This is a genomic window from Periweissella fabalis (assembly GCF_012396505.1).
GTDB lineage: Bacteria > Bacillota > Bacilli > Lactobacillales > Lactobacillaceae > Periweissella > Periweissella fabalis.
The window spans coordinates 143,421-156,486 of record NZ_JAAXPN010000002.1 but is presented as its reverse complement, the minus strand read 5'-3'; the positions used below and the strand labels follow the sequence as shown (position 1 = coordinate 156,486).

General features: G+C 37.8%; 12 protein-coding genes. 5 read left to right on the top strand and 7 right to left on the bottom strand.

Features of this window, described 5'->3' with window-relative positions; genetic code table 11:
- Positions 1-62 precede the first annotated feature (62 nt).
- From HF964_RS03720 to HF964_RS03710, 3 genes are all read left to right on the top strand, one after another.
- Positions 63-494 carry a GNAT family N-acetyltransferase gene (locus HF964_RS03720; RefSeq protein ID WP_168721718.1) on the top strand — a complete coding sequence of 144 codons (432 nt, stop codon included), beginning with the start codon at positions 63-65 and terminating at the stop codon, positions 492-494.
- Between the two features lie 62 nt (positions 495-556).
- A complete protein-coding gene (gene ade / locus HF964_RS03715) occupies positions 557-2,233 on the top strand; it encodes an adenine deaminase (RefSeq protein ID WP_168721717.1) in 1,677 nt (558 codons plus the stop codon).
- Positions 2,234-2,337: 104 nt separating this feature from the next.
- Positions 2,338-3,210, top strand: a complete 873-nt coding sequence (locus HF964_RS03710; protein ID WP_168721716.1) for an NAD(P)-dependent oxidoreductase — start codon at positions 2,338-2,340, stop codon at positions 3,208-3,210.
- Between the two features lie 56 nt (positions 3,211-3,266).
- Here HF964_RS03710 and HF964_RS03705 read toward each other — a convergent pair whose 3' ends face one another.
- Positions 3,267-4,112: an undecaprenyl-diphosphate phosphatase gene (locus HF964_RS03705; RefSeq protein ID WP_168721715.1), complete on the bottom strand. Its 846-nt coding sequence runs from the start codon at positions 4,110-4,112 to the stop codon at positions 3,267-3,269.
- A gap of 228 nt (positions 4,113-4,340) precedes the next feature.
- Between HF964_RS03705 and HF964_RS03700 the strand changes: the two genes are divergently transcribed.
- Positions 4,341-5,699, top strand: a complete 1,359-nt coding sequence (locus tag HF964_RS03700) for a hemolysin family protein (protein WP_168721714.1) — start codon at positions 4,341-4,343, stop codon at positions 5,697-5,699.
- A gap of 268 nt (positions 5,700-5,967) precedes the next feature.
- Here HF964_RS03700 and gnd read toward each other — a convergent pair whose 3' ends face one another.
- Complete coding sequence (gene gnd, locus HF964_RS03695) at positions 5,968-6,873, bottom strand: phosphogluconate dehydrogenase (NAD(+)-dependent, decarboxylating) (protein ID WP_168721713.1); 906 nt, start codon at positions 6,871-6,873, stop codon at positions 5,968-5,970.
- 166 nt (positions 6,874-7,039) lie between these two features.
- Between gnd and HF964_RS03690 the strand changes: the two genes are divergently transcribed.
- On the top strand, positions 7,040-7,888 hold the full coding sequence (locus tag HF964_RS03690) for a MurR/RpiR family transcriptional regulator (RefSeq protein ID WP_168721712.1): 849 nt from the start codon (positions 7,040-7,042) through the stop codon (positions 7,886-7,888).
- Positions 7,889-8,058: 170 nt separating this feature from the next.
- Here HF964_RS03690 and HF964_RS03685 read toward each other — a convergent pair whose 3' ends face one another.
- The 5 genes from HF964_RS03685 to HF964_RS03665 all read right to left on the bottom strand — a co-directional run bounded on the left by HF964_RS03685 (position 8,059) and on the right by HF964_RS03665 (position 13,050).
- A complete protein-coding gene (locus HF964_RS03685) occupies positions 8,059-8,301 on the bottom strand; it encodes a type B 50S ribosomal protein L31 (protein ID WP_168721711.1) in 243 nt (80 codons plus the stop codon).
- A 126-nt stretch (positions 8,302-8,427) separates the two neighbouring features.
- Positions 8,428-9,702: a UDP-N-acetylglucosamine 1-carboxyvinyltransferase gene (locus tag HF964_RS03680; protein WP_168721710.1), complete on the bottom strand. Its 1,275-nt coding sequence runs from the start codon at positions 9,700-9,702 to the stop codon at positions 8,428-8,430.
- A gap of 470 nt (positions 9,703-10,172) precedes the next feature.
- Positions 10,173-11,786 carry a CTP synthase gene (locus tag HF964_RS03675; RefSeq protein WP_168721709.1) on the bottom strand — a complete coding sequence of 538 codons (1,614 nt, stop codon included), beginning with the start codon at positions 11,784-11,786 and terminating at the stop codon, positions 10,173-10,175.
- Between the two features lie 184 nt (positions 11,787-11,970).
- Entirely contained in the window at positions 11,971-12,567 is a 597-nt protein-coding gene (gene rpoE / locus HF964_RS03670; RefSeq protein WP_168721708.1) for a DNA-directed RNA polymerase subunit delta, read from the bottom strand.
- 48 nt (positions 12,568-12,615) lie between these two features.
- Complete coding sequence (locus HF964_RS03665; RefSeq protein WP_168721707.1) at positions 12,616-13,050, bottom strand: YwiB family protein; 435 nt, start codon at positions 13,048-13,050, stop codon at positions 12,616-12,618.
- Positions 13,051-13,066: the final 16 nt, after the last annotated feature.

The window sequence follows — 13,066 nt, the reverse complement described above, 5'->3', positions numbered from 1 at the left end:
ATCAATTCTACCATTAATAGTATAAAATGTTTTTTAAATCAATATTAAGGAAAAATTTTATCATGAAAATCAACGTCCAATTTGGTGCCAATACTCGAACTAGCCAAGATGCTTTAAAAATTCGAAAAGCCGTCTTTGTCACCGAGCAAGGTATCAGTCTCACCGATGAGCTTGATCAACTTGATGATCAAGCATGGCATTATGTTGCTTATCTTAAGCAGCAACCAGTTGCCACTGCCCGCGTAATCGCAGAATCACCTGCAAAATGGCATATTCAACGTGTCGCAACTGTCGCAGCTGCTCGTCACCAAGGCTTAGCTAGCGCCATCATGAACAAAATTAGTGCTGATGCAACTGCACATAATATTAACAGTTTAACTCTTGGAGCACAAATTACTGCACAAGAATTTTATGAAACTTTGGGATTTAATACTTATGGTAATGAATTTATTGATGCTGGTATTTTACATATTAATATGATTAAAAAGCTTTAAAGGTTTTTGTTTTTAACATTAATTAAGTTATAATAATAAACTAAAAACCAGAGGGGATTTCCATGCCTGCAGAAACCATTACCGTTGATCAAAAAATTATTAATGCTCAAATTTTAGATGTCTTTAACCAAGCTTTTATCTCAACTACAGTTTGGATTTTAGCAGATAGAGTGTATGCGCTTGGTGAGCAACCAAATTTGGTTGCTCAACAAACTTTTGATGCAAATGGTAAAACTATCGTGCCTGGTTTTATCGATGCACATATGCATATTGAAAGTTCGTTATTAAATCCCGTTGAATTTGGTAAATTAGCTATTAAACGTGGTATTACGACTGTGTTTGCCGATCCACATGAAATTGCTAATGTTCAAGGAACTGATGGCTTAGATTATTTTCTAGCTGAAGGTCTTAAAAGCCCCATTGATATTCAATTTATGTTACCATCTTCTGTTCCTGCCGTTAACTTTGAAAATGCTGGCGCCAAATTAACTGCTGCTGATTTAAAACCATACTATCAACAACCTAATGTTGGTGGTTTAGCTGAAGTAATGGATTTTCCTGCCTTAGCTAATGCCGATGCCGATATGCTTACCAAAATTGCCGATGCACAAGCTGCTGGTAAACAAATCGATGGCCATACAGCAGGATTACAAGGAGCACAATTAAATATTTACCGTAAATATGGTATTGCAACTGATCATGAAGCCCGAACAGCCAATGAAGCCTTAGAACGAGTAGCAGCAGGCTTTTATGTTTATCTACGTGAAGGTACGGTTGAACGGGATTTGGAAAAGCTCCTCCCGGCTGTCACCGCTAATAATTATCACCGCTTTGCCTTTTGTACTGATGATAAAACAGTTGTTGATATGGTTACTGAAGGCGGTGTTGATTATAATATCCAAAAAGCCATTGCTTTAGGTATGTATCCAGCAATGGCGTACACACTAGCTTCATTTAATGGTGCACAATCACACGCCATTAATGACCTTGGGGCCATTGCACCAGGTTTTAAAGCTGATTTAGTCGTCTTAGAAGATGTTGAATCAGTAGCTATCAATCGCGTCATGAAAGCTGGGGTTTGGCAAAATGAAAGTAATTCCCAAGCCACCCATTGGCCTTACACTTCAATGAATTATACAATTGGTGACCTAACATTACCGATTGCAACTGGCCGTGCTCGTGTAATCGGTATTATCCCGGATCATATCGATACAGAACACTTAATCTTAGATGTTCCCACCGAAAATGGTAATTTTATTGCTGACTTTGACCAAGATTTGGCTAAAATTGTGGTCATTGAACGTCACAATAATTTACCTAATACCGGTGTTGGCATTGTTAAAGGTTTCCAATTTAAAGCTGGTCAACATGGGGCCATTGCTAGTTCGGTGGCTCATGATTCTCACAACTTAATTGCAGCGGGAACTGATGATCACTTAATCACCAAAGCTATTGATGCAATTGGCACTATTGGTGGTGGCTTTGCTGTCGTTAATGCGGCTGGTGAAGTTACATGTTTACCATTGCCTATTGGCGGCTTAGTTTCAAGCGATAGCTATCAAAATGTTTGGCAGCAGTATCATGGTATTCTTGGAGCCTTTAATCAAATTAGTACTGCTGAATTTGATCCATTTATTACTTTATCCTTCTTAGCACTTCCAGTTATTCCTGCCTTAAAAATAACCGATCAAGGATTATTTGATTTTGATACCTTTAGCTTCGTCAGCTGTGAAGTTTAATGCTTAGCAATTATAAATACTAAAAAGGCGATGACATCGTCTTTTTTAGTAACAAGCGTTATAATCAAGGTAGTATCTACTACTAATCGAAAAGAGGTGTGAATATGCAAAAAATTGGTTTTATTGGCACTGGGGTCATGGGAGCTGCCATGATTACTAACTTACTTAACGCTGGTTATCCTGTAACTGTTTATAACCGAACAAAAGCTAAAGCGACTGATGTCTTGGCCCATGGTGCTACTTGGGCTGATACGCCCGCTGAAGTCACACGCCAAGCCGATGTCATCATTACAATTGTTGGCTATCCAAAAGATGTTGAAGAAGTCTACTTTGGCACTGATGGCATTTTTAGTACCGCCCAACCAAAGCAAATCGTTATCGATATGACCACTTCAACCCCGACCCTTGCAAAAAAAATTAGTGACTATGCCACTGAACATGGGATTGGTGCCCTTGATGCACCGGTTTCTGGCGGTGATATTGGGGCCAAAAACGCTAGCTTAACTATTATGGTTGGGGGCTCTGAAGCAACATATACCGCTGTCACCCCCATTTTTGAAGTTTTAGGTCATCAAATCAATCGCTTTGGTGCAGCTGGGGCCGGGCAACATACTAAAATGGCTAACCAAATTATGATTGCTGCGACAATGATTGGTTTGAGTGAAATGCTTGTCTATGCTAAAGCAGCCAAGCTTGATCTCCAAAAAGTTCTTGAAACTTTGAGTAGTGGTGGAGCCGATAATTGGAGTATGGATGCTTATGTCCCTCGAATTCTAAAGGGTGATTTCCAACCTGGCTTCTATGCCAAACATTTATTAAAAGATTTACGAATTGCACTTGATGGTGCTAAAGCAATGCAGCTTGATTTACCTGGAACGCAATTAGCTGAACAATTGTATACCAAACTCAGCGAAGAAATGCATTTAGGTGATGAAGGAACCCAAGCACTAGTTAAGTTATGGGCTTCATTTCAATAATAGGTAATAAAAAAATGGTTGAATTTTAAAATTCAACCATTTTTTTATTACACATATTAACTTAAGTTACCTTGTAATACACCCATCAAACCAAGAATAATGAAAACAATCCCGGCAACAATTCGGTAATATCCAAAGGCTTTAAAGTCGTGTGTTTTAATGAAACCAAGGAAGGTCTTAATTGCAATGATGGCCACGATAAATGAAACCAACGTCCCAACAAAGAGCACCATTGTTTCGGCCCCACTAAAAGTGTTCCCTTCTAACAAGAACTTACCAACCTTCAAGATTGTAACCCCAATCATCGTTGGAATCGCCAAGAAGAATGAAAATTCAGAAGCCACAAAGCGTGATGCACCGACCAGAATACCCCCAAGAATCGTCGCACCTGAGCGTGAAGTCCCTGGAACAATACTTAATACTTGGAATAAACCAACGAATAATGCCGTTTTCCAAGGTAATGTGTATAAATTAGTGTGGCGTGGTGTTTGCTTTTCATTGTGTTTTTCAACAAAAATAAAAATAACCCCGTAAATAATAAAGAAGGCTGAAACCACTTGCCAAGTCATTAAGTGTGCATCCATCCAGTCATTCAAGGCCAAACCGGCAATTACTGATGGGATAACCGCAACAATAACTTTAAACCATAAAATCCATGTTTGTTTCTTTTCTTCAGCGTCTTTTTTCCCTGAAAATGGGTTTAATTTATTAAAGTATAAAACAATAACCGCTAAAATAGCACCAAACTGAATAACATAATTAAACATATCCATAAATTGCTTAGATTCACGCATGTGCACAAATTGTTCAGCAATAATGATATGACCAGTTGATGAAACAGGTAAGAATTCAGTCAATCCTTCCACAATCCCAATGATTGCAGCTTTAATAAGTTCTAACATATTTTCTCCTTTTACTTTACGCATTCACATTACGTACCTATGTAGTATATCAAAAAGCACTTAATAACGGATAAATAGGACTAATATTTTAAAAAATTATTCATCTCAGTTTACAAATTACTTATTGATTATTTACAATTAACTTTGAAGACATTCAATAGCCTATTAATTAAATTCTATGTATAATATTAATTAGGCCAAAAAAGGCTTAGAAATGAGGATATGATATTGGATAGTAGTCATATAATTACCAATTTGATTGTTATTGTTATCGTGCTATTGTTAGCTACATTATTTGTTGCCAGTGAATTTGCACTCGTAAAAATTCGGATTAGTGCCCTTGAAGATGCTCAAAATAAGCTCCCTAAACCTTCAAAAAAGATTGCGCGTGCTATTCACATGGTTAATAATTTAAACGAATACCTATCAACCACTCAGGTAGGAATTACGTTAGCAGGTTTAATCTTAGGATGGCTTGGAGAGTCAACAATTTCTGCAATTTTATTAGATCTTGGCTTTATTGCCCATCTTTCTGATGGACCAACGACCAAGATTATTGCATCAATTGTTGCTTTAGTACTTTTAACTTATATTGAAGTTGTCTTCACGGAACTAGTTCCTAAAAACGTTGCTATTGATATGCCTATGAAGGTTCTAATGTTTGTTACTGGTCCCCTCCACTTCTTCCACGTAATTTTCTACCCATTCGTATGGTTCTTAAATACTTCAGCCAATCACACCGTTAAATTATTTGGATTAAAACCAGCTGATGATAACGATGAAACTTTCTCGGAAGCTGAAATTTTATCCCTTTCACGCAATGCGGTTCATGGTGGCCAGTTAGCAGAAGAAGATTTTGTCTTTATGCAACGCGCCTTTCAAATGAATGATAAAGTTGCCGTTGATATTATGATTGATCGGACCCAACTTGAAGTTTTAGATATTACTACCACTGTTAAAGAAGCACTTGCCTTTTATCTGCAAGAACAATTCTCGCGTTTCCCGGTAGTAGCTAATAATGACAAAGATAAAATTCTTGGTTACGTTTATGCTTTTGATTTAGTTCGTCAAAGTCAAGTTGATGGTTCCATCTTAATTTCTAAACTAATTCGTAATATCGAAGCCGTCCCTGAAAACATGCCATTGCAAGCTATTTTAAAAAAGATGATTGAAAAGCGAACACCAATTGTCGTCGTAGCAGATGAATATGGTGGGACATCAGGAATTATTACTGATAAAGATATTTATGAAGAATTATTTGGAACAGTGCGTGATGAAATCGATGATGTTGCCGAAGATTTAGTTCAAAAAACTGGTGATAATACGTACATTGTTCCAGGTAAGATGACTATGTATGACTTTGAACGTTTCTTCCAAGTTAACGTACCCCAATTCCAAGACTCGGAAATGGTCACATTATCAGGTTTTATGATTGACGAAAACAAGAGTATTAAAGTTAATCAAGTTATCAATATTAATAACTTTGACTTTAAAGTTCTTGATTATGCGGATGCCTTTATTAATAATTTTGAAGTTACCGTTAATCCAATCGATGAAGATGACGAGGATGATGACAGTATTTTTTAATACTTAATCTTTTTTAAGAATAATCTTCATACTTTTTTCATAAATAATAGATAAACTTAGAAAGTTCACATTCTGAACAATTCATTAACTTCCCCAAAGTAATGAATTTTTATTAGCCCCCTATATTGTGCTAATTTTCTAATCATCTTGATTAGACTAACCACCGTCGCACCCCCCTCTTGCACGGTGGTTTTTTTGTACCATTTTTTCAAAAAAAAGCCCGATCGCATAAATGCAACCAGACTTTCGAATAATATTTAATTAAATATTACTTAGTTTCAACGGCGTGACCACCGAATTCGTTACGCAAGGCAGCAACAACTTTACCAGTGAAAGTGTCATCTTGCATTGAACGGTAACGCATCATCAATGAAAGAGCAATAACTGGAGTTGGTACTTGTAAATCAAGTCCTTCTTCAATAGTCCATTGACCTTCACCTGAAGCATGCATACGACCAGCTAATTTTTCAAGCTTAGGATCCTTAGAGAAGGCATCTTCCATAAGTTCCATCAACCATCCACGGATAACTGAACCATGGTTCCAAAGCTTAGCAACAGCTTCGTAATCGTAGTCAAATTGTGAGGCTTCAAGAACTTCAAAACCTTCAGCAATTGCTTGCATTTGACCGTATTCGATACCGTTGTGAACCATCTTCAAGTAGTGACCTGAACCAAGCTTACCAGTGTAAAGGTAACCATCTTCAAGGGCGATTGACTTGAATAAAGGTTCAATAGTCTTCCAAGCTTCAGCATCATCTCCACCGATCATGAAGTTACCACCGTTACGGGCACCTTCCATACCACCTGAAGTACCAGCATCAAAGAACTTGATACCAGCAGCAGTTGTGCGGATGTTTTGTTCAAGGTTGTCCTTGTAATTTGAGTTACCACCATCGATGATGATATCGCCTTCGTCCATCTTTTCAATCAAAGTATCGATTGTTGAGTTAGTAGGCACACCAGCTGGAACCATTACCCAAACAACTTTTGGTGATGGTAATTGAGCAAGCATATCGTCGATATCAGTAGCAGCAGATACTAATTCTGAGTATGCGTCAGCTTCCTTAACGAAGTCTGCGTTCAAGTCAAAAGCAACAACTTCGTGCTTGTTGTCAGCAGCGTTTTTAACAAGGTTAAGGCCCATTTTACCTAAACCGATCATAGCGAATTTCATGAAGAAACACCTCTTAATTTATTTTTTACTACACTGATATTGTATGAAAATTTTTTTCAAAAATCAAGCAATTTGTTGTAAAAACTTTTCATATTTGTCTTATAATTATTGTAACGATAAAAATCAATGAGCAAAATGCTGAATTAAGCATTATTTGGAGGGTTCCATGACACAAACCGCAATTAGTAGTATCAAAACAAACTATCAACATTTAAATAATACTGAGCAACGTATTGCTGATAGCATTCTTGCAAACCCGACCGTTGCTCATGATTTTACCATTCAAGAACTAGCTGTTATTTCTGGGGTTTCAAGTGCCTCAGTCTCACGATTTGTTAAACATATTGGGTGGGAATCTTTCCGAGAATTCAGTCTGGCCTTAGCGGCTAATGATAGTGATGACACTTTTTTTGGTGAAATTGAGGATACTGATAGTACCGATGATATTATCCGTAAAGTTTTCAGTGGAGCAGATAATGCCTTGAATGCAACCTTAGAACGGCTTGATACCAATGATTTTGATGTTGCCATTGATTTAATCTGCAATGCTAAATTAGTGACTTTATTTGGCATTGGAGGGTCATCGATTGTCGCCTTTAACGGTTATCATAAGTTATTGCGGACACCATTAAATGTCCAACAACATCCTGATTATGATATTCAATTAATGCAAGCCGTCCGAATGGATAAAAAAGATTGTGCCATTGTGATCTCTCATTCAGGGCGTAACCATGACACGTTGACGATTGCCGAAAAGCTAAAAGCCAACGGAGTACCAATCATTGTTATCACAGCTTTTGCCACTTCTCCACTTGCCAAACTAGCCGATGTTTGCTTTGTATCACTCGCCGAAGAAGTTAATTTTCGGGCTGAATCAATGAGTTCCTTAATCGCCCAGCTAACAATTATCGATTCCCTCTTCACCTTAGTTGGTTTCCATTTAGGTAAAGATTCCCATCATGTCCTCGATAATGTCCGACAAGCAATTGAAGCTACCCGAGTTCCTAATAAATAACTTATCCACCGGTGGATATCTTTTACAAATACCACTTTATCCACAAGCCATAAGTTATGGCATAACATTATAAAATAAGGGCCACTAAATGAAATGTAAAATTTCGTTTAGTGGCCCTTATAAATATAATCAAAAGAAAAAAGCATGCGAAACTCGCATGCTTTTGGGTCTTACTTGAGACCGTATTTCTTGTTGAACTTGTCGACTGCACCGTCGGCTTGAGTGAACTTTTGCTTACCAGTGTAGAATGGGTGTGAATCTGAAGTGATTTCAACACGAATCATTGGGTAAGTAGCACCTTCAAACTCAACAGTTTGATCAGTAGTCTTAGTTGAACCTGACTTAAACATGAAGCCAGTAACTGAATCAACAAACACAACTTCGTGGTATTCTGGGTGAATTCCTTGTTTCATAAATTTGCTCTCCTTAATGCCCTGATTCATGCGCTGAACCAGAGTCAGTCTCGATGTTATAACATTAACTCTAACATATTACCATATTCCGATATTTTCGACAACCATTTAAACTATCGAAAATCATTAATCTTCATCTTCAACAATCTCAACATCTGCTGTCAATTGAGTTAACTTCCAAACAACCCGATCATAACCACGTAAAATATGGTCAGCTCCATGAATAACGGTTTGACCATCGGCTAATAAACCAGCAATCATCAATGCAGCACCGGCGCGAATTTCAGCAGCTTTAACTGAGCCACCAACTAAATTACGGCTTTCATTAATAGTAATTTCACCTTCAACTTCCGATGCAATATCAGCCCCTAAGCGCCGTAATTCAACGATGTGTTTAACCCGTTTTGGATAAATAGTATCGATAATTTTACTTTCACCACCAGCTAGTAATAATGCAGCTGTTAGTGGTTGTTGTAAATCAGTGGCAAAACCTGGATATGGGGAGGTCTTAACGCTGATTGGTGTAAGTACTTCTGTTTTTGGCACATAAATTTGATCTTCATCAATTTTAAGTTCGACACCCATCTCAATCATCTTTGAAGTAAATGATTCTAAGTGTTCTGGAATAATATTGTGAATTGTGATGCCATCGCCAACAGCAGCAGCCAATGATAAATAAGTACCAGCTTCAATTCGGTCAGGAATAATGGTATGTGTTGCACGAGATGCCAAATAAGGTACCCCTTCAATCCGGATTACATCAGTCCCAGCCCCCCGAATTTTGGCCCCCATATTATTTAGAAAAGTTGCAATATCAATAATTTCTGGTTCCCGAGCAGCATTTTCAATAATTGTTTGGCCAGGTGCTTTAACCGCCGCCAAGATAATATTAATAGTTGCACCCACGGAAACTAAATCAAGGAAAATCCGTGCTCCATGAAGGCCTTCCGGACCAGTTGTAATAAAAATCGTATCATCTTTTTCTTCTACGTTCGCCCCTAAAGCTTTAAAGCCTTTAATATGTTGATCAATTGGCCGTGGACCAATGTTATCTCCACCTGGGAAAGTTACTGTTGCCCGACCAAAACGGCCAAGCAAGGCCCCCATAAAGTAATATGAAGCCCGCAAGCTCTTGATTGCTGTACTTGGTAGTGCGGCTTCTTGAATTTGCGTAGGATTAATATCTAAAACACTATGTTCAAACTTAGAATCAACATTCATTGAATCCAAAATAATTTGTAAATTGTAAACATCGGCAATATCCGGCACACTATCAAATTGTACCGGTGTATCTGCCAAAATCGCCGCTGGAATCAAGGCCACAGTAGAGTTTTTAGCGCCACCAATTGTGACATCCCCTACTAACCGGTGACCACCGTTAATAATCATTTTTTTAGTCATTTTATTTGTACACCTTTAAAAGCTAATTATTGTGTGTTGATTGATTTTATACACACCATCCGTATTATATGCGTGGCTACATATATTAATAAATTTTACATATATTTTCTTAAAATAACAACTAGCAAGTAAACATTCTCATGATAATGCCATATTTTTTAAGCTTTTACGAAATCGATTGATGAAACAACAAAGATAATCAATGATTTTTTCATTATTCTTAAATTATTATAGCTACTCTTTAACTTTTCCTTGTTAATCAAATATAACTTTAAATACCTGCCCCAATAAAAAAGGGCATAAGATAAAATGCATCCAGATAACGAATAAAGTCAGAAAAAAAGACCGAATTTGTAAAAAACTCGGTCTTTTTTGGATTTTATTAAATTAGTTGTCTTTTGAAGCGGATTATAGTAGCAACTTACTCCTATAAAAGAGTTATGTCACAACCTTTTTATGCTATTTAATGCTTATTTTGCTTCGTGTTGCTTTAAAGCAGTTGCTACAAAGGCTGCAAATAGTGGTGCTGGCCGTTGTGGCCGTGACAAGAATTCTGGGTGGTATTGAGCAGCCACAAAGTAATCTTTATCAGGAAGTTCAATTACTTCCATCAAGCGGTTATCTGGTGACACTCCTGAAAATACCATACCAGCATCTTCAAATTCTTGACGATAGGCATTATTAAATTCCCAACGGTGACGGTGACGTTCTTGAATTTCTTCAACATTACCGTAAGCGGCTGCAGTTTTTGTACCAGCTTTTAATACGGCTGGGTAAAGGCCTAAACGTAAAGTCCCACCAAGATTTTCAACATCTTCTTGGTCTGCCATCAAGCTAATGATTGGGGCATCCGTTTCTGGATCAAGTTCAGTTGAGTTAGCGTTAGTGTGTCCAAGCACATTACGCGCAAATTCAACTGAGGCAAGTTGCATTCCTAAACAAACCCCCAAGAAGGCCACGTTGTTTTCACGGGCATACTTGATTGCCAAGATTTTACCTTCAATCCCACGCGGACCAAATCCACCTGGTACAATAATCCCATCAGCATCACTAAGTAACTCTTCGTAGTTATCTGCATTAACGGTTTCAGCATTGATGTGCTTAATGTTAACATCCGCATCAACTGCGTAACCACTGTGCTTCAAAGCTTCGTTAACTGAGATATAAGCATCTTGCAAGTCAGCATACTTACCAACAAGGGTAATGTTAACTGTTTTGTGCAAGTTTTTAACATGATCAACAAGAGCTTTCCATTCCGTCATGTCAGCTTCTGCTACATCTAGACCTAATTTAGCTAACACCACATCGTCCATCTTTTGACGTTGTAAGTTCAATGGAATTTCATATAATGAGTCCACGTCCATTGATTCAATAACAGCTTCTGGCTTAACATCAGTAAACAAGGCTAACTTTTCACGCATATCATCTGAAATTGGTTGTTCAGTCCGTAAAACAAGCATATCTGGTTGAATACCAAGTGACCGTAATTGTTGCACTGATTGTTGGGTTGGTTTAGTCTTCATTTCACCAGCCGCCTTCAAGAAAGGTACTAATGAAGTGTGGATATAGAAGACGTTTTCTGAACCAACTTCAGACTTCATTTGACGCAATGCTTCCATGAATGGCATTGATTCAATATCACCAACTGTACCACCAACTTCAGTAATCACGATATCAGCATCAGTTGTTTGAGCCGCCCGCATCATCTTTTCTTTCAATGCACCAGTGATATGTGGAATAACTTGAACCGTTGCTCCTTGGTAATCACCACGACGTTCTTTAGCCAAAACTTCTGAATAAATTCGACCAGTTGTAACGTTTGAATATTTGTTTAAGTTAATATCAATAAAACGTTCGTAGTGACCTAAGTCAAGGTCAGTTTCCAAACCATCATCAGTAACAAAAGTTTCACCGTGTTGGTATGGGCTCATAGTACCAGGGTCAACATTAATGTATGGATCAAACTTTTGGACCGCAATTTTAAATCCGCGATTCTTCAAAAGTCGTCCAAGTGATGCTGCGACAATTCCTTTTCCAAGTGATGACACCACACCACCGGTAACAAAAATGTACTTAGTTGCCATAAAATAAAAATCCTCCTCTGGTTCCCATGAAAACAATATACTAAAAAATAAAAAAGCTCCCAACTCAAGTTGAATTGGGAGCTAGTTAATAACTATCTGAACAGCCCTTACATTAGTAAGGAGCCCTAAAATATACTACACAAGTCATTACTGATAGTCAAGTAATTAACTCTATTTTATGTGATTATTTTTCGTCGTCGGAAAACTCATCGTCTTCATCTTCGTCATCACTTAATTCAGACAATTGACCTTCAATACCGTCTGCTAACATGTCTTCATCTTCGTCATCAACGTCGTCAAAGTCATTAGCAGCCTTTAATTCTTCATCATCATCGTCGTCATCGTCAACATCAACGTCGTCTTCATCGATGTCACCAAAATCATCATCTTCTGGATCATCATCGTTGTAGTCGATAACATCATCATCGTCAGCTGAATCGTCAAGGAAGGCATTAACCTTCTTACGCTTCTTCTTACGTGTTGGTGCATCATCTTCATCATCTAAGTGGACGGCTTCATCAATTGAGTCAATCGCATACCATGAACGAAGTCCCCACATATTATCTCCAAGGGAAATAAAACTACCATCGACATTCAAATCAGTATAAAACTGTGACAACCGTTCACGAATCTCTTCATCACTCTTGCCTAAAAATTGTTGAACCTCATTTACCAAGTCAGCAAAGCCTAACTTTTCGCCATGATCGGCTAAGATTGCATGAGCAACCTCGATCAATGAGAGTTCTTCTTTATTTTGGCCATCAAATTTTGTAAGTTCCAAAATTAGCACGTCCTTTCAGTGTCTTAATATCTTTGCTATTTTACCTTTTTATTCAGTAAAATGCAATCGAATCTTGTATTGTCCAACAACTTCTTCACCAGTAATCAATTCATAATCAATTTGTGCTCCTCCATTAAGTGGTGCATCTTGATATGTAAAGTTTACCATTTTCGTCCGCGTAGTAATATCCATTAATCCAGCTGGTGTCGAATATTTAGTTGTTACAGGCTCATTGGGATTAAATACTAAACGCAAATCGGAACTAGCATGGCGGCGAATTTGAGCAGTTCCATCCCCTGCTAATTTCATTGTTACCGGAATTTTACCAATCGGATTGGTTTCTTGATAACGGATATAAACAGTATCCCCCATCTTGAAGTATTGGCCAGTTTCATTGAATGAAAATGATTCAGCTTTACCGTCTTGCTCAATATGTGTCTTTATTTCTACTTTAACCGGAATACCGGCACTTTTTTCAACCATTTACGCACTCCTTTCA

Coding starts and splice junctions, on each gene's coding strand:
- HF964_RS03710 (WP_168721716.1), top strand. CDS start 2,338: ATGCAAAAAATTGGTTTTATTGGCACTGGGGTCATGGGAGCTGCCATG.
- HF964_RS03705 (WP_168721715.1), bottom strand. CDS start 4,112: ATGTTAGAACTTATTAAAGCTGCAATCATTGGGATTGTGGAAGGATTG.
- HF964_RS03690 (WP_168721712.1), top strand. CDS start 7,040: ATGACACAAACCGCAATTAGTAGTATCAAAACAAACTATCAACATTTA.
- HF964_RS03720 (WP_168721718.1), top strand. CDS start 63: ATGAAAATCAACGTCCAATTTGGTGCCAATACTCGAACTAGCCAAGAT.
- HF964_RS03665 (WP_168721707.1), bottom strand. CDS start 13,050: ATGGTTGAAAAAAGTGCCGGTATTCCGGTTAAAGTAGAAATAAAGACA.
- gnd (WP_168721713.1), bottom strand. CDS start 6,873: ATGAAATTCGCTATGATCGGTTTAGGTAAAATGGGCCTTAACCTTGTT.
- HF964_RS03685 (WP_168721711.1), bottom strand. CDS start 8,301: ATGAAACAAGGAATTCACCCAGAATACCACGAAGTTGTGTTTGTTGAT.
- ade (WP_168721717.1), top strand. CDS start 557: ATGCCTGCAGAAACCATTACCGTTGATCAAAAAATTATTAATGCTCAA.
- HF964_RS03680 (WP_168721710.1), bottom strand. CDS start 9,702: ATGACTAAAAAAATGATTATTAACGGTGGTCACCGGTTAGTAGGGGAT.
- HF964_RS03675 (WP_168721709.1), bottom strand. CDS start 11,786: ATGGCAACTAAGTACATTTTTGTTACCGGTGGTGTGGTGTCATCACTT.